This window comes from Halogeometricum sp. CBA1124, assembly GCF_009741955.1.
GTDB classification, from domain to species: Archaea; Halobacteriota; Halobacteria; order Halobacteriales; family Haloferacaceae; genus Halogeometricum; species Halogeometricum rufum.
In genome coordinates this window covers 38,127-52,833 of record NZ_WPCD01000002.1, presented here as the reverse complement: position 1 = coordinate 52,833, position 14,707 = coordinate 38,127, and the positions used below count along the sequence as shown (strand labels likewise).

At 57.0% G+C, this 14,707-nt stretch carries 20 protein-coding genes; 11 read left to right on the top strand and 9 right to left on the bottom strand.

Going from position 1 to position 14,707, the window contains the following annotated elements; all coding sequences use genetic code 11:
* Positions 1-23: 23 nt before the first annotated feature.
* The 6 genes from GJ632_RS00600 to GJ632_RS00575 form a co-directional block, all read right to left on the bottom strand.
* Entirely contained in the window at positions 24-395 is a 372-nt protein-coding gene (locus tag GJ632_RS00600) for a DCC1-like thiol-disulfide oxidoreductase family protein (protein ID WP_191451594.1), read from the bottom strand.
* A gap of 189 nt (positions 396-584) precedes the next feature.
* On the bottom strand, positions 585-836 hold the full coding sequence (locus tag GJ632_RS00595) for a hypothetical protein (RefSeq protein WP_191451592.1): 252 nt from the start codon (positions 834-836) through the stop codon (positions 585-587).
* Positions 837-923: 87 nt separating this feature from the next.
* Positions 924-1,316 (bottom strand): hypothetical protein, encoded by a 393-nt coding sequence (locus tag GJ632_RS00590; RefSeq protein ID WP_343160938.1) that lies wholly within the window; start codon positions 1,314-1,316, stop codon positions 924-926.
* A gap of 111 nt (positions 1,317-1,427) precedes the next feature.
* Positions 1,428-2,270, bottom strand: coding sequence for a potassium channel family protein (locus GJ632_RS00585; protein WP_191451588.1), 843 nt, complete (start codon positions 2,268-2,270; stop codon positions 1,428-1,430).
* A gap of 114 nt (positions 2,271-2,384) precedes the next feature.
* Positions 2,385-3,617 (bottom strand): nucleotide sugar dehydrogenase, encoded by a 1,233-nt coding sequence (locus GJ632_RS00580; protein ID WP_197427770.1) that lies wholly within the window; start codon positions 3,615-3,617, stop codon positions 2,385-2,387.
* A complete protein-coding gene (locus GJ632_RS00575) occupies positions 3,598-4,581 on the bottom strand; it encodes an NAD-dependent epimerase/dehydratase family protein (RefSeq protein ID WP_197427768.1) in 984 nt (327 codons plus the stop codon). The genes GJ632_RS00580 and GJ632_RS00575 overlap by 20 nt, the downstream gene beginning before the upstream one ends.
* A 112-nt stretch (positions 4,582-4,693) precedes the next feature.
* Between GJ632_RS00575 and GJ632_RS00570 the strand changes: the two genes are divergently transcribed.
* Positions 4,694-5,878, top strand: a complete 1,185-nt coding sequence (locus tag GJ632_RS00570) for a glycosyltransferase family 4 protein (protein ID WP_191451582.1) — start codon at positions 4,694-4,696, stop codon at positions 5,876-5,878.
* 114 nt (positions 5,879-5,992) lie between these two features.
* On the opposite strand, the gene GJ632_RS00565 is transcribed toward GJ632_RS00570, so the two are convergent.
* Positions 5,993-6,235 carry a hypothetical protein gene (locus GJ632_RS00565; RefSeq protein WP_089808609.1) on the bottom strand — a complete coding sequence of 81 codons (243 nt, stop codon included), beginning with the start codon at positions 6,233-6,235 and terminating at the stop codon, positions 5,993-5,995.
* Positions 6,236-6,605: 370 nt separating this feature from the next.
* Here GJ632_RS00565 and GJ632_RS00560 point away from each other — a divergent pair, with 370 nt between their 5' ends.
* Positions 6,606-6,953, top strand: coding sequence for a hypothetical protein (locus GJ632_RS00560; protein WP_231751216.1), 348 nt, complete (start codon positions 6,606-6,608; stop codon positions 6,951-6,953).
* Between the two features lie 151 nt (positions 6,954-7,104).
* A complete protein-coding gene (locus tag GJ632_RS00555) occupies positions 7,105-8,037 on the top strand; it encodes a tyrosine-type recombinase/integrase (protein ID WP_191451579.1) in 933 nt (310 codons plus the stop codon).
* 163 nt (positions 8,038-8,200) lie between these two features.
* On the opposite strand, the gene GJ632_RS00550 is transcribed toward GJ632_RS00555, so the two are convergent.
* Positions 8,201-9,499 (bottom strand): hypothetical protein, encoded by a 1,299-nt coding sequence (locus GJ632_RS00550; protein WP_191451577.1) that lies wholly within the window; start codon positions 9,497-9,499, stop codon positions 8,201-8,203.
* Between the two features lie 467 nt (positions 9,500-9,966).
* On the opposite strand from GJ632_RS00550, the gene GJ632_RS00545 reads away from it, so the two are divergent.
* A complete protein-coding gene (locus GJ632_RS00545) occupies positions 9,967-10,386 on the top strand; it encodes a hypothetical protein (protein ID WP_191451575.1) in 420 nt (139 codons plus the stop codon).
* A gap of 35 nt (positions 10,387-10,421) precedes the next feature.
* On the opposite strand, the gene GJ632_RS00540 is transcribed toward GJ632_RS00545, so the two are convergent.
* Positions 10,422-10,694, bottom strand: coding sequence for a hypothetical protein (locus GJ632_RS00540; RefSeq protein ID WP_191451573.1), 273 nt, complete (start codon positions 10,692-10,694; stop codon positions 10,422-10,424).
* A gap of 283 nt (positions 10,695-10,977) precedes the next feature.
* On the opposite strand from GJ632_RS00540, the gene GJ632_RS00535 reads away from it, so the two are divergent.
* From GJ632_RS00535 to GJ632_RS00505, 7 genes are all read left to right on the top strand, one after another.
* Positions 10,978-11,259 (top strand): hypothetical protein, encoded by a 282-nt coding sequence (locus tag GJ632_RS00535; RefSeq protein ID WP_191451571.1) that lies wholly within the window; start codon positions 10,978-10,980, stop codon positions 11,257-11,259.
* A gap of 274 nt (positions 11,260-11,533) precedes the next feature.
* Positions 11,534-11,863, top strand: coding sequence for a hypothetical protein (locus GJ632_RS00530; protein ID WP_191451569.1), 330 nt, complete (start codon positions 11,534-11,536; stop codon positions 11,861-11,863).
* A gap of 750 nt (positions 11,864-12,613) precedes the next feature.
* The gene (locus tag GJ632_RS00525; RefSeq protein ID WP_191451567.1) at positions 12,614-12,754 is read left to right on the top strand and encodes a hypothetical protein; all 141 of its coding nucleotides are present in this window, start codon (positions 12,614-12,616) and stop codon (positions 12,752-12,754) included.
* Entirely contained in the window at positions 12,751-13,506 is a 756-nt protein-coding gene (locus GJ632_RS00520; protein ID WP_191451565.1) for a hypothetical protein, read from the top strand. The genes GJ632_RS00525 and GJ632_RS00520 overlap by 4 nt, the downstream gene beginning before the upstream one ends.
* On the top strand, positions 13,499-13,843 hold the full coding sequence (locus GJ632_RS21750; RefSeq protein ID WP_197427766.1) for a hypothetical protein: 345 nt from the start codon (positions 13,499-13,501) through the stop codon (positions 13,841-13,843). Before GJ632_RS00520 ends, GJ632_RS21750 begins: the two co-directional genes overlap by 8 nt.
* Positions 13,795-14,145, top strand: coding sequence for a hypothetical protein (locus GJ632_RS00510; RefSeq protein ID WP_191451560.1), 351 nt, complete (start codon positions 13,795-13,797; stop codon positions 14,143-14,145). The genes GJ632_RS21750 and GJ632_RS00510 overlap by 49 nt, the downstream gene beginning before the upstream one ends.
* Positions 14,142-14,675 (top strand): hypothetical protein, encoded by a 534-nt coding sequence (locus tag GJ632_RS00505; RefSeq protein ID WP_191451559.1) that lies wholly within the window; start codon positions 14,142-14,144, stop codon positions 14,673-14,675. The genes GJ632_RS00510 and GJ632_RS00505 overlap by 4 nt, the downstream gene beginning before the upstream one ends.
* Positions 14,676-14,707: the final 32 nt, after the last annotated feature.

Here is a 14,707-nt window from a genome sequence, read left to right as displayed (position 1 = left end):
TCGGCCGCCCAGCGGTAAAACGGTCACTCCCTCGCCGGCGGCCGCTTCGAGAGCAGTTTCCCCCACCACGCGCGGGAGTCCGCGACGCGGCGGTACCCCAACTCCCGGACGTTCCGGTAGGTGCCGAACGTTCGCAGCGATTCCACGGCGGGCCGGAAGCGCGACCCGACGCCGGTGCGGAGCAACGCCTCCTCGATGGACGCGCCGCAGGAGTGGACGGCGTCGTCCGTCACGAGGTGCGCGCAGGACTCGAACTCCGGCGGCAGTCGCTCTCGGAGCGACGGGTCGAGGTCGGAGAACCCGACGATTCGGAGGTCGGCGCGCCCGTCGAGGAACTCGGCCCACCACGTGCAGAACCCGCAGTCGTCGTCGTAGACGAGTACCGCGTCGCTCATGCGCGGACGGAGGGGCGCGAGCCACAAACGTCTCACGTCCGTTCCGCTCGGTCCCCCTCTCGGCGTCCGTTCGGTCGACTGCCCCGACCCGCGCGCGGCGCAGTTCGTCCGGATTCGACTCGGCGGCGGCGTCGCTCTCCTCGTCGTCGGCGCGGGCTGTCTCGGCGACAGAATCCGCCGGGAACTCGACTACCGAGCGTCGTCGGCGACGCCGGCTTCGAGCGTCTCGACGCGGAACGACGCGAGCGACTGCCGCGTGGCGGCGGCGGCGACGCAGAGCATCGCGAGGATGAACGCCGCCACGAGCGGAGACTGCGCCCCGTGGACGACGGCGTTCGCCGCCTGCGCGACCGCGACGACCACCGGTGTGACCGAGAGGACGGCGGTGCGAGCGGGGTACGATCGGACGAGCGCCGGGAATCCGGCGAACGGCTTCGACATCGTACGCACCCTCTTTCGAGAAACCGCACAAAAGTCTTTCACCGGTCGGTCGTCGCGACTGTCCGAAAAATCGAGGGAGGGAGAGCGCTACACGCCGGGGCTCTCGGCGCCCGATGCGCCCGTCGCCGTCCGCGCATCGTAGGCTTCGTACCCCGACAGCACCGCGATGGCGGCGCCGCTGGCGACGCTACTCCACGTCGTCGTCGTCGCGGCCTCGTACACGACCGGCGCGGCCATCGCCCACAGACCCAACAGCGCGGCGAGTCCGGAGGACCAGGCGTTGCCCGTGCCGGTCACACGCGAGCGGTACGCGCTGTATCCGGCGAGCAGGACGACTGCCGCGCCGACGACGATGCCGTTCCAGTACGTCGCGCCGACGAGGTCGAACACGAACGCCGAGGCGACCAGCCACGCGCCGAACAGTGCGCTGACGATACTGACCCACTGCGCGCTGTCGCTCATGACGGGTAGCACCTCCACGGCGCGCTAGCACCTCTCACGCGGAAAAGCCTGATAGCGCATCCCCGGAGAACGCGGCCGAGTCGGCTTCGCTCCTCCCTCGTCGGGGGCCTGACCGCCGCCGGGCGCCGACTACTCTCGCGAGTCGTACTCCTGATAGATGACCTGTCCGCAGGACTTGCAGTGGGAGGCGTCCGGGTCGTGGTAGGCGAGTCCGCAGTCGGGGCAGGTGACGTTGACCTGCTCTCTGTGGGTCCACTCGCGCACTATCTTCCCCGCCTGCCACGGGACGAGGAGGATGGCCGCGAAGATGCTCGCGACGGTCACCCAGCGACCCAGACTCGTCGTCGGCGTGATGTCGCCGAAGCCGACGGTGGTGAGCGTCACCACCATGTAGTAGAACGCGTCGCCGAAGTTGCGCACGTCGGGGTTCGTCTGGAACTCGGCGCTGTAGAACAGGCCGGCGGAGACGAAGAACACCACCAGCACGGTCAACAGCAGTTTCATCACCCGGAGCGTCTCCAGCGAGACGGTGCCGAAGAAGAACTCCTCGTCGCGCGTGAACCGGTAGAACCGCAGCACGCGGACGACGCGGACGACGCGGAGGAACCCGACGGTCATCGCCACCGCGGGGACGGGCAGGAGGAACACCGCCACCGTCGGGAGGACCGACAGGAGGTCGACCATCGTATACGGGTTGGTGAACTCCCCCAGTCGGTCGCGCGCCCCGTACAGTCGGAGGACGTACTCGACGACGAACACCGCCGCGATGCCGACTTCGGCCGCCCACAGCGACGACCGGAGCGTCGCCGAGACCACGTACGTCTGCGCGACGAAGACGCCGACGAACACGAGGTTCAGCGCCAGCAGCGCCACGTCGATGGTCCGACCGGCCGCCGTCTCGTGGTCCAGGAGGTAGAAGCGGACCCGTTCTCGGAACCCGTCCGTTCCGCGAGAGGGCGCGTGACTGGTCATACTGCTACCGGGCCGTCGAGGATACTGAATCTTACCGGCAGACGTCGGCGGTCCGACGGCGTTCGCTCGGGAGTCATCGGACCACGGCGACTCCGTCGCCCGACGACGAACGACTCACTCGGAGATGCCGAACCCCTGATAGCGAGCGTTCAGTCGCTCCGAGCGGAGGGCGCCCCAGACGTCGTAGACGAAGGCGTCGTCGTCGAGGTGTTCGTTCAGTTCCGGTTCGATGCCCTCGAACGCCGAGTGGTTGACCGCGAGGACGGCCCCGTCGGCGTCGGCGAGCACGGTTTCGAGGTCCGTGTCGTAGTCGTCGATGTGGGGGTCGTAGCTCCGCGTCTCGACGCCGTGCGACTGCAGGGACTCCTTGATGGCCCACGCGGGAGAGTTGAACACGTCGCCCACGTCGCGCTTGTACGAGAGACCGAGCATCGCCAGTTCCGAGGGCTGTTCGAGGAGCAACTCGGTCACGATGTACGACTGGAGGGACGCGTTGGTCCGGCGCGTGAAGTTGAACAGGTCGGGCGTCGTCGGCTGGTCGCAGACGCGTTCGTCCGTCAGGAAGTGGGGGTCCTTCGGGAGGCACTTGCCGCCGACGGTGCCCGGGAGGGGGATGTCGTTGCGGGGGTACTCGAAGTTCGCCAGGTCGATGGCCTCGTGCGCGTTGAGGTCCAACTGGTCCGCGGTGTAGGCTATCTGGTTCGAGATGGCGAACAGGGCGTCGCGGTAGGAGTTGTCGATGAGTTTGACGAGCATCGCCGTCTCGGGGTCCGTCACCTTCACCGAGCACTCGAACGGTTCCAGCAGTCGGCGGACGGCCGCCTCGCCGGCGTCGCTGTCCACGCCGACCACCTTCGGCAGCGTCTGTATCTCCGCTATCGCCTTCCCCTCGGCCAACCGTTCGGGGAAGACGGCGAAGTTCACGTCGCCCGTCGCGTGTCGCTCGACGATGTCGCGCGTCCGAGAGACCATGTTGACCGGCAGCGTGCTCCGGGAGATGACCGTCTGCCCGTCGACGAGGCGTTCGGCGTAGGACTCGACCACGTCCACGTAGTCCGACATCCCGTTGCGGGGCGCGTTGACGGTGAAGGCGACGTACTCGTGGTCGGTGACCGCCTCGGGGTCGGTCGTCGCTCGCATCGCGCCGGACTCGACGGCCGCCTGCATGTACTCGCCGAGTTTCGGTTCCGCGAACGGCGCCTCGGCGTCGTTTATCTCCTCGACCCGCGTCTCGTCCACGTCGACGCAGGTGACCTGCCAGTCCTGCACGGCGGCCAACACCGCCGCCCACGGGAGACCGATTCGACCGGCGCCGACGACGGCGATATCACGCTCGAACGTCGTCACAGGACCTCCTCCTCGTACCAGCCGATGTACTGTTCGAGCGACTCGTCGAGCGTGATTTCGGGCTCCCAGCCGAGCACCTCCTGCGCCTTCTGGGAACTCGGGACCCGCTTCTGCACGTCGTGTGCGAACGCCTCGGTCGTCTCGAACTCGATGTCCTCCTCGCGACCGCTGCGCTCCCATATCTTCCGAGCGAGGTCACGCATGCTGACGCCCTCCTCGAGCCGAGGTTGAAGTGGTCGTTCGCGGCGGCGTCCTCGAACGAGCAGAGGTAGACGCCGCGCGCGATGTCGCGGACGTTTGTGAACGACCGGACCTGCCGGCCGTCGCCGAGAATCTTCAGCGGGTACTGCTCCTTGTCGAGGATCTTCAGGACGAAGTCGGGGATGACGTGCGCCTGTCCGACCTCCTCGCCCGGCGGTTCGCGCGGGCCGACGGCGTTGAACGGGCGGAAGATGGAGTACTCCACGTCGTACTGGTCGTGGTACGCGCGGCAGTAGTACTCGCCGGCGAGTTTCTGGAAGCCGTAGGCGCTGTCCGGCGGGGGAATCTCCGAGATCTGGTCCTCGGTGACGGGGAACTCGGTGGCGCGTTCGTACACCATCGACGAACTGGCGTAGACGACGCGGTCGAAGTCGTGTTCGACGGCGGCGTCGAAGACGACCTTGTTCATCGCGTCGTTCATCGCGATGATGTCGGCTGGAACGTGGTGGAAGTACCCGATGCCGCCGATCTTCGCCGCGAGGTGGACGACGACGTCGATGTCGTCGAGTCCGTCGATGGCGTCCTCGGACCGAAGGTCGAGTTCGCGAACCTCGACGTCGTCGGCGGACTGCTCGAGATTCTTGGCCTCTCCGGAACTGAAGTCGTCGACGACGACGACGTCCTCTCCCTGTTCGACGAAGTAGTCCACGATATGCGAGCCGAGGAAGCCCGCACCCCCGGTAATAGCTACTTTCTGAGACACGACTGGCGGTTTCCGCGCGTCTCTCATAAACACTACCGGTTCTCTTCGCGCCGTGCGGACGGCATCGGGGGAGAAGAAAGAATTATAGCTGGAACTGGGCAACTGCCACCGAATGGGTTCGGACATCTCTCGCGTCTGTTTCGTCGGTATCTACGGTCACAATCAGGACGAAGTGCTCAGGCAGGGGCTCGAACGGCGCGGCATCTCGCTGTCGGAGGTGCGCGTCCCGCAACGCTCGCTCTCGGAGGCGAAGGCCGAGCGCCGACTCCCCGTCCGAACGATGCGTGCGACGATGAACTGGTTCGACGACGCGCCCGGGTGGCTCTTCCCGTTTCTCGTCGTCGCGACGTTGCTCGTCCACACCGTCGTCACGACGGCGGCCGTCCTCGGCAACCTCGGCGACCTGCGTCGAGCGGACGTCATCGTCGTCCCGCACATGGGCGACACGTCGGTGTTCGTCGCGAAGCCGTTCGCCGTCCTGTTCGACACGCCTCTGGTCTACTTCTCGCACAACGGGCTGTACTTCACGCTCGTGCGCAACCGCGGCATCTACCCCGAAGACAGCGTCGCCGGGAAGTTCCTGTTCGCCCTCGACTTACTCGTCCAGCGACTCTCCGACAGAGTGGTCGTCTTCTCGCAGGAGTCGGCCGACCGCTTCTCCGAGGCGTTCGGCCTGCCGGCCGAGACGTACGAGGTGATGTACATCAAAGTCGTCGAGTCCAACTTCGACACGAGCATCGAACCGGCCCCCGAGTTCGAGTCCGACGTCCTCTACTGGGGGAACTTCCTGCCGCACCACGGACCGGACACGATGGTCGAGGCGGCGGCGGCCCTCCCGGACGCCGAGTTCGTGTTCGTCGGCGAGAGCGACAAGCGACAGGGAGTCGTCGACCACGCCGACCGACTCGGAGCGGAGAACGTCTCGTTCCCCGGGTTCGTCTCGCTGAGCGAACTCGTCCAGTACATCAAGGGTGCGAGGGTCGTCCTCGGTCCGATGGGCGACAACCCGCAGACCGAGTTCACCATCGGAACCAAAGTCGCCGAGGCGTCCTACCTCGGGAAGGCCATCGCCGTCGCCGACCAACCGGGGACGAGCGAGGTGTTCGACCACCGGGAGACGGCCTACCTCGTCGAACCCGGCGACGCCGGCGCACTCGCCGCGGGCGTCGAGGAGATTCTCGGCGACGACGACCTGCGCCACCGCCTCGAAGACGGCGCCGCGGACGTCTACCGGCGACACTTCTCGGTGGACCGCGCGGGAGAGCGGTTCGTCGAAATCGCCGCGTCGGCTCGCTGAACGCGCGCTTCGGCGCTCTCGACACTCGCCGGTTCACGCGCTCTGGTCCGCGACGCCGGCGACGGCCGGCACTCGTCGGTCGCGTCCGAGAGCGGTACCGCCTGCTCGGACTCGCTACAGGTTCCCGCGCAGGTGAAGCTTCTCCGAGGCCTTCGTCTCGACGGCCGTCTCGTCGACCGTGTACTCGTCGGACTCGGTGTCGGCCCATCCCATGTCGGCCTTGATGGTCTCGGTGAGGCTCGGGTCCGGGTCGACGTACGCGGTGTCCCCCTCTATCTGCGTGACGAGTCCGAGCGTGTTCCCGCTGGCGTCTACGACTACCTTCCCCTCGTCGTCGTCCGTGAAGGTGACTGTCATCGGCAGAACGTGGGTTTGGCGCTCACTAATGCCTGCTGGCCCCGAGAACGTTCGTTTCGATGGCGAACCGGCGCGCTCTGCTGTCTCGCCGACGAACGCGGCTTCGTCCTCCTTCGGACCCGGGCGCAACCACTACCGACGCCGGCCGGAATCGCGGGTGACGAGGCGCGGCGGGGTCCGAGGACCGACGGGTGCCGGGACGACTCGCTGGTGGGCGTGAACCGACTGATTCGCTCGCCCCGGAGGAGAAGCGGTCCGTCCGTCGGAAACGGAGGCCTCGGCACTCATCGAAAGGCGGACTGGAGTTAGATATAAAAATATTGATAGATAAGGTTGCTAGCGTGATGGAACTGTTGGGAGGTGTCGGAAAATGACGGGCGGCGGTTGGAAAGAGTCAGTCAATCTTCCGGAATCAACGACGAAGGTGTCGCTGTATTGTTCGGAGGATGACAAAGAAGAGTGGGATGAGGAAGTGGAGGAGAAACAGTACAAGAGCAGGAGTAAGTACCTCTACGAGTTGATTCAGGAGGCGCGGGCCTACAGGGACCAAGGATTCCTCGCGCATCATGAAAGCGAGGAAAGAATTGAGGAACTGAAGCAGGAGATTGAATCACTGGAAAACAGGTTGGAGAATCGAGAGAGGCAGAGTAGTGGGCAGACGGAAGTGGATGATGTTGACTTCCTGGAAAAGTTCCTTGATGACACGTACAAGCCTTAGATCAGATTCTTCGGGAGATTGTGGAGAGTGGGGCTTTGGATGACTTGATTCGGAAACGTGTTGAGGATCAGTTGTACTTTTTGGCGCAGCAGGATCGGGTGGAGTTTGAGCGAGGGCATGGCTGGAAGCTCAGGAATGGGGGTGATCGGTGATGGCAGACGACTGGTATGAAACGGTCTACGAGAACAAGCACGAGTCGATCAACGAGTTCCTTAAACGGAAACAGGTCACGGGCCGAACCGAACGCACACTCAACGCCTACAGCCGAATCCTCAGGAAGTTCTACCACGAGGAGTTCCCGGAGTTACAGCCGGAGGATACGGAGGTCCATCATATCGAGGACTACGTGATGAGGTTGGATCAGCGTGATCTCAGCCAGAATACGAAGAGGCGGTATCTTGAGAGTTTGTCTGCGTTCTTTAGCTATGCGATGAAGCGACCTCGTTTTGAGAAAATAACGGGGAATCCGGCGGCAGTTGTTCTTGAAGAGATTCCGAAGCAGATACGGGATCGACCGGACTGTGCTACGTGGGAGAACGGGAAACGGATTATACACAATATCTCTGATCCGCGTGATAAGGCCGTCGCGATCATACTCGCTAAAACCGGTTGCCGGTTGACTGAGGCGCTTGAGATCCAGATGGATGACCTGATGCTGGAGGAAGGGTTCATCCGGCTTAGGGAACGAAAAGGCGGTAAACAGACCGTCGTACCTATCGACAAGGAAACCATCCGGGCTATCGAACGGTTCCAGTTCATTCGTAACGGCCGTGGCACCGACTATCTGTTCGTCTCAATACGCGGAGAACGAGTCTCTAAAACCTCGGTACAGCGAGCGGTGAAAACCGCTGCTGCAGAAGGCGGGATTATGGAGCCAGGGGAGGAACGGTTTCACAAGAAGTTCACACCTCACACCTACAGAACCGTCTTCACCACCCTGATGCGAAACCAGGGAATGCCTGACCACATCCTACGCTACATCCGGGGGGACAGCAACGACGAAACAATGGATATCTACACCCGCGTAGACCGAACCCAGGCCCGTCAACAATACCTAAACTGCATCAAAACCCTCGAACTCTAACCACGGGAGGTGAACAACAATAGAACACAGAATCAATGAGATAACCGATAGACACGGTGAGCTGCTCGGAGCAGCGATTTTCCTGAGTCCGGAAGAAGTCCGCAAGCTCCAGTCTGGAGAATCAGTTACAGTCCGACAAAAGCGGTAGCCCCTGAGCATTGATCTAGGTTCTTTCCGGATTGGACGTTGGTAGAGTTTTTGAGCAGAATCTGTCTATTTGCTTTACCGCGTTTTCAAACTCGTTTTCTGACTGAGGATAGATTGGGAGAGGTGTTCCGGTGCTTGGTTCGAACGGAACATTCCGTTCTTCGCCAGGGCTGAAGATACCTAATCCGAACAGAAGCAGTGATTGGGATTCATCGGGTTGCCCCATCTCTATATACTCGAAATCGGTGATCTTCTCACCGTTCCCATAGCAATATCGGTGTTTCTGAATAGTATTCTGCAGTTGATCCTCCGGGGCTTTGAAGAAGTCCTCTCTATGCATTCGTCGTATTTGTTGGCTGATCTTGTTTCTCCAGCGGTCACAAGGCGATTTATCTCCCTGGCTCACGCTAGATTTCGATGAAGCCAGTACTTGTTCTACAGATTCTTCTAACAGACGCAGTGCTTCGAATACCTCAATTATCTCGGAATGCTGTGGGAGATGAACTGGGAAATCTTTGAGTCGACTTCTCGGAAGGACTACTCCGTTCTTGAACCCGTGACGGTGATCCATCTCGATTCTCGGGTAGACCATGAATCCTGCACTTGCCACAGCCGTCATCCATACTATTCCCAACTCGTCGTCAAGTTCGTCACTGATCGGTTCTGGTGTGTCACCCGGAATTGTGAAGTCGGATTCATCAGTATCTGCCAGCCTGATGTGGACATGAGAGTCATCAGCCCAGACAACTTCTCTCTGGTCGATATTCTCTGCTTCAAGGTCAAATGGTGCTGAGTCTCTCAGCCAGACGTGTTGAAGATATCCACAAAGTGCGATTTCTAAAGTATATTTCCCGTCGTGTACGGATTCACTGTACTCCTGGATAGTTTCATAGCTGTACCCTGCAGCCTCAGATATCTCCTTGATTAACGGCCGTAGCTCGACGCTTGACTCCCCAATGAGACTTATAATCCAGTTTGCTGCTTTTCCCTTGAATAGACTCAATACTCCATGAGATTCGATAACTTGGAGTGCGACCTGAACACGGTCTGCAACAGACAGATCCTCAAACTCCCAGTTTTCAGAGTCTAGATCTGGCAGCTTAGTTTGACTCGGGTTCTTTCCTTTTGTGGATATATGACCGAGATCGTATAGCAAGTAGAATAAATGGTCAGGGAAGTACTCTCCCAGTTCTTTCCCACTGCTTTTGACGATCTCAGCCCCTCTATCTGTGACTTGGAAAGTATTGATAGAGTTCACATCACCACTCATATGGATGAAGTAGCCCCCATCCTTCCGGCGTTTCAACTTCGGCATTGACCCTACCATCCCTATACGATCATATAATATTTCCTGACATACGACCAATCAGGCTAATTATGGTACAAGCAGGAAAATTGTACTCAGTGGAGTCAAGCTGAGCATTCCTCTGTACACAACTAGGGGACGCTCGTTTTCCGGGTATGAGTTGTAAGACCAGTCTGTCTCCGGTTCGTCATCTTTGGAGTTCGACTTATTGGGCTAGAAATTGAATTGCTAGCATATAGCACACCAGTTGGCATATCGAGGTGGTCCTATGGAATGATCTTCAAGCAATCAGTCTCTATGGACTCTAGTGAATTGTTTGGCAGGAACCGTTAGGATGAGAGATGTTGGAGGTTAGAAAATGTTGTCTAATCTGGTTTTGTCTGAGAGTCCGTGTCTGTTGCCCAAATTTCTCAACCGATTCAATAGAGTTCGGATCCGACTTTCAGGTGCGTCAGTAAGTGACGCGGTGGTTCAAGATGACCGAGGACCTAGATGATGGGATAGAAGAGTTCGTTGATTGGTTTGAAAATCAGCAGAAGGATCGGTTGATAGAGTGCCACGATTTTGATAGCGAGCTTATTGAAGTGTCATATGAGGAGATGCCGTTAACTAAGCAAGGTGGGATAGATGCTAGGGAGTACCGTCTTGCGGTTGTTGGTGAATTCATAGAGTCGAGTGGGGTTCCAGAGAAACAGAAGGACGGACAGGCGTTCAGATCTTCGGATCAAAGTCGTTTGGAGCGTGCGTTTACGCGAGTTGCGAAAGTCTATGATAGATGTGAGACCACGATTCGTGAAGCATGTGTTCATTCGATATATTCTGGAGAGAAGCAGACAGAACAGTTTCTCAATGATCTTCTCCGGATCGAACGACGATTGAAAGATATCGAGAGATGAAGAGACCTATACGTGATCTCGAGATATTGGAGGTGCTAAGTATGGTTGCGGTTTCGGATTATAGTGAGTAGATGTGTCATTAGCCGTGTTTGTTCTTCTTCTGGCAGTTCTTTGAATTTTTTGCGTATATTGTTGACTGTTGCTTTTGAGTTGATGCTGGTGTTCTCGACGATGTAGGTGGGGCCGCCTTCCATTTTCTTTTGCATGTAGGCGGCGAGTTTCTGGCTTTGATCTTTTTGTCTTCGGTATGGCATCTTTTTCAAGATGTCATCTAGAACAGGGCCTTCCGGATTTTCGGGTGCGGACATGATATTGTTAATCTGTAGCATCGATTTTAAACATCTATGTGATTCTGGCGGAACTGGGTAATTAGAGGGTGTGGTTTCCTTTCTCCGTGGATGGCTAAGGCCACAGTCTCGTTCCGCAGGTTTGGTGTTGGTCATGATCCAGAGATCGTTGAAGTTTGTAGTAGTGCTCGGGTTCCAGGTTGTGATGTGAATTTCCGTGGTTATTTTGGTTTCAGATACTCACAGTACTTTACTTTTATAAAAGTATGAACTAGTAGTTCATCTAGAAGGTGGATACAGAACAATGGCACAATACCTCCAAACTAAACAAATACATACTATACATAACGCAGACCAATTCATCTCAGGCTTTAACGTAACAGTCGAAGAACTACAACAAATAGAACCCGGAATAGAAGAAATCAAAGAAGAGGTACCCATCTATGAGCAACTCAATGAGCCGGACGGCTACATAATAACTGAGACCTTGAAACACCGTGACGGGCTTTACACGGTGAAAGACCCCGAGAACGGAGCTAACTTCTTCGAAATCAGGGAGCACACGATCAGCGAAACAGGTGAATGAACAGGTGACAGCACTACCCGATGAACCCGCAGACAAATTCAGTATGTACATCAGGGAATCCCCTCATTCAGATCTCCCGCGAGAAAAGTACTGTCTTCGAGGAACTTACCCAACTGTAGTGGAGGATGGAGAGAACGTATCAACACGGAAAGGAACGCTCAGTTCCAGGGACAAAACCACTGTAAGAGAAACACGCCTCGGCATAGGCAACTAGCCCCTTCCTGAAGTGATTAGAATGAATGAAGAATGGGGTAGATACACTGATGAGCCGGATGTGAAAGAGTGGGAGCACACCAATCTACAGATACATGCTCGCGTACACCGAGCCGATGATCAAGTGATGTTTCACCTTTCAAGAAACGGCCATCAGATTGACTCAGGGACTTTCGATGAGATGGACGCAGCTGTAGAATACGCTGAGGAAACGCTGGAGAAATACAGCGACGACCTGGGAATGTACTCAGTTGAGTTCAAAGTTCCTGCATCTGTAGGGGTAAGAGCTGCTAGTGAAGACGAAGCACGGAGCCGTGCAAGACGAATCTACAGAGACAGTGGCTGCGAACTCGGTCAGCCATTCGGCTTTGAAGCAACAAGAGAAAACTAAAAATCTTGACTCAGAAAATCTGTGTCTTCAGCTGCAGCCATCGAAACTACCGTCTCTTACACCTACACCCTCGTGGCAACGCTCTCACACGAAAATACAAAAACAAATCTCCGTATACATCTACAGTAAAGACCTAAATCCTATACTGGGGTATACCGGGGAAAACACCGGGAGTGTAGACAAACCCGCAAACTCCGGAAACAGCTGTTTCACCGTGTTGAAACGCGTGTAATAGCATACTCAACACCGAATGCTGTAGAACCCGATTCAACACCTCTTCTACACCCATCAACACCTCTCTCAACACCGTTCAACACTGGAGTCAACACCAGAAATCTTTAAACGTCTAAGAACTCGCGAGACTCCCTAGGCTTAAATATGTCGACTAGCTCACATACAAACGTACGAAGGTTGCTAACTGGTGACACAAAAATAGAACAATGGTGCCTGGCCTTATCGACATGGTCGCAGCAAAGGTTCTGTCCGAAACCCAGAGATACATCCGGATAGCCGCCACCGACCAATTCTTGAAAAAATCAGATCAGAACAGTGTCGAGATAGTCAGCAAAGACAAAGTCCCCGAAGAACACCGAAACGATTCCAGTGCCGAAAAACCGGACGGTAAACTCCAGAAAATAGTTGACGCCCTCTCCAACGGAGAGTCACTGGAAGACGCAGCATCAGGAATCAACCTGCCGCTGAAAAAAGATCGCAGGAGCACTCGGTATCTCATGGCTCGTGCGAGCAGCCATGAACAAACACGGAGACAAAGTCGAGAAGAAAATCAACGAGAAACTCGACGACCAGAAAAACAAGGAGAAGAGCGGCGGTATCAAAAGCTCCAACACGGGTAAAGGAGTGGGCGGCGGAGATGTCGGAGGTAAACTGTGAACCAGCACCCCGACTATGCCGATCAAATCCAAGACGAACTCGAAGACCTAGGTATCGAAGCTGACTTCACCGGTCTCGAGATCAATCCGCCAACCGACCAAGAGCCGGACGTCAAATCAGAGGAAACAGTCAAAATCGTCGGTCGGCATCCCGAACAGGTCACTCGGCAGAACCTGGTGCACAACTTCCTCACATCAGACGGCAACCAGATCTCGGTCACTATCCGCGAGCGTCCGCAGTGCCCGACCTGTGACTACATCCTCGCCGGAGAAGACGAACGCCCCTTCCCCAGCCTCTGCAACGAACGGGTCAACGGAAAACAATGCCAGCGATGGACTTGTCCGCAGTGCGAAGGCATCTGTGCAGGGTGCGGGAAAATACTGTGTACAGAACACGTCACCGGTCACGGAGTGAAAGACGAGACGTACTGCTACGAATGTGGCAGCGACGTCGACGAAAAGCTCCGGCACGAACGCACCCTCGAACGCGAAGACCAGGAACACACTCACCGCATCGACGAGTGGGACCGGCAGATCAAACAGACCCGGATGGAACGAGAGCAGGAACGCGAGGACTGGAAAGCCAAACGCGACCTGCTGAAAATCATCCTGAAAACACTGGTCGAGAAAAAGAAAGTGGAGAACGGTTACTACGAAGGCGACCGCCGGAAGCGGGGCGGCCGTGAACCACGAATCCCCGGGAACAGCTCTGACAAGGGTCTCTTTGAAAAGATAGAGGACAGACATGGATGACGACATACTCGACGAAGCATTAGACGAACTGCTGGATGGAGGGCTGGGTGACCGCGAAAGCGGAGGTGTGTACACGGAAGAAGAAATCCTCCGGATGGAAGACCACGAACTCTACCAACGGGTTCGTCGACTCGGCTCCATCAAGATCGAGGGCGGTCGCCACATCATCAACTGTCCGTGCTACAACGACGCGATCTGTGGGTTGATGGAGATCGGCGGCCAGCTCGAATGCAACGGACCGATCCTGAAACGACCTGCCCACACCCGTATCGCGTTGGAGCATCAGCCGTGGGTGTCGAAACCGCCGGGAAAGAACTGCAAATACAACTCGGAGTAATTAGAAGAATGGGTGAAGATGGAATAAAGGAAGAACATATCCAACAAACAGCAGAGGAAATCTCCTACATTTTGAGCGTAGGGTCCGGTGTTGACGAAGAAAAAGCGGACAAGTACGGACAAGCCGGGTCTAAAGCACTTGCAGGAGCGGTAAAACTGGCTTTCGAACTCGCGGAGGAAGACGAATACGAAACCGTGCAGGAGGTGGAAAACGAGTTTGAGGAACGGACAGGGAAAACGTTCGAGCAAGTTGAAGGCCGTACCAGAGCCGAGATTGTGGACGAACTTGAAAAACGGCTATGAGCAAGAACTACATCAGCTACCTCGAACCACGCCGATTCAGTAACATAGAGGAGGATATCATCTCTGCAACACAATGCTACTGTCAGGGAGAACCCTACAAAAAATGGGTTCGAGACGCTGCCACAATCCACTCCTTCGTCAGTGACAAAAGCGACTACCATCTCAGTGGCAGAACTGTTCACAAACCTAGTTCTATGATGGACGGCTGGAAAATCTCCGGTGACTGCGAAGATCAGACTGTTCTTCTTAGCTCAATGGCGTGTTCCACGTCCACAATAACCGATATCCAGCTAATAGCTGTGAACTCGTCCTTCCGTGGAGACGACGCACACATATTGACGATGTTCGGAATCCCTCAAAACAGAAGAGACCGAGTCGTCGACCTGATAAAAAATTTCTACGACGAAGTGTTGAACTACTCCATAGGAGCGATCTGCTGGGAGAACTACCAAGGACGTACCTATTTTCCGGCAGATGCTACGATGTCGAACTATGTAGCGATCTGTCCGGCCAATACATGGCCAATCTGACAGACGCCGATAAAGGAAACTGGAACTGGAGT

Excerpts from the sequence above, each read along its gene's own strand:
- GJ632_RS00600 (WP_191451594.1), bottom strand. The coding sequence starts at position 395 with ATGAGCGACGCGGTACTCGTCTACGACGACGACTGCGGGTTCTGCACG.
- GJ632_RS00595 (WP_191451592.1), bottom strand. The coding sequence starts at position 836 with ATGTCGAAGCCGTTCGCCGGATTCCCGGCGCTCGTCCGATCGTACCCC.
- GJ632_RS00585 (WP_191451588.1), bottom strand. The coding sequence starts at position 2,270 with ATGACCAGTCACGCGCCCTCTCGCGGAACGGACGGGTTCCGAGAACGG.
- GJ632_RS00570 (WP_191451582.1), top strand. The coding sequence starts at position 4,694 with ATGGGTTCGGACATCTCTCGCGTCTGTTTCGTCGGTATCTACGGTCAC.
- GJ632_RS00565 (WP_089808609.1), bottom strand. The coding sequence starts at position 6,235 with ATGACAGTCACCTTCACGGACGACGACGAGGGGAAGGTAGTCGTAGAC.
- GJ632_RS00560 (WP_231751216.1), top strand. The coding sequence starts at position 6,606 with ATGACGGGCGGCGGTTGGAAAGAGTCAGTCAATCTTCCGGAATCAACG.
- GJ632_RS00555 (WP_191451579.1), top strand. The coding sequence starts at position 7,105 with ATGGCAGACGACTGGTATGAAACGGTCTACGAGAACAAGCACGAGTCG.
- GJ632_RS00550 (WP_191451577.1), bottom strand. The coding sequence starts at position 9,499 with ATGCCGAAGTTGAAACGCCGGAAGGATGGGGGCTACTTCATCCATATG.
- GJ632_RS00545 (WP_191451575.1), top strand. The coding sequence starts at position 9,967 with ATGACCGAGGACCTAGATGATGGGATAGAAGAGTTCGTTGATTGGTTT.
- GJ632_RS00540 (WP_191451573.1), bottom strand. The coding sequence starts at position 10,694 with ATGTCCGCACCCGAAAATCCGGAAGGCCCTGTTCTAGATGACATCTTG.
- GJ632_RS00535 (WP_191451571.1), top strand. The coding sequence starts at position 10,978 with ATGGCACAATACCTCCAAACTAAACAAATACATACTATACATAACGCA.
- GJ632_RS00525 (WP_191451567.1), top strand. The coding sequence starts at position 12,614 with ATGAACAAACACGGAGACAAAGTCGAGAAGAAAATCAACGAGAAACTC.
- GJ632_RS21750 (WP_197427766.1), top strand. The coding sequence starts at position 13,499 with ATGGATGACGACATACTCGACGAAGCATTAGACGAACTGCTGGATGGA.
- GJ632_RS00505 (WP_191451559.1), top strand. The coding sequence starts at position 14,142 with ATGAGCAAGAACTACATCAGCTACCTCGAACCACGCCGATTCAGTAAC.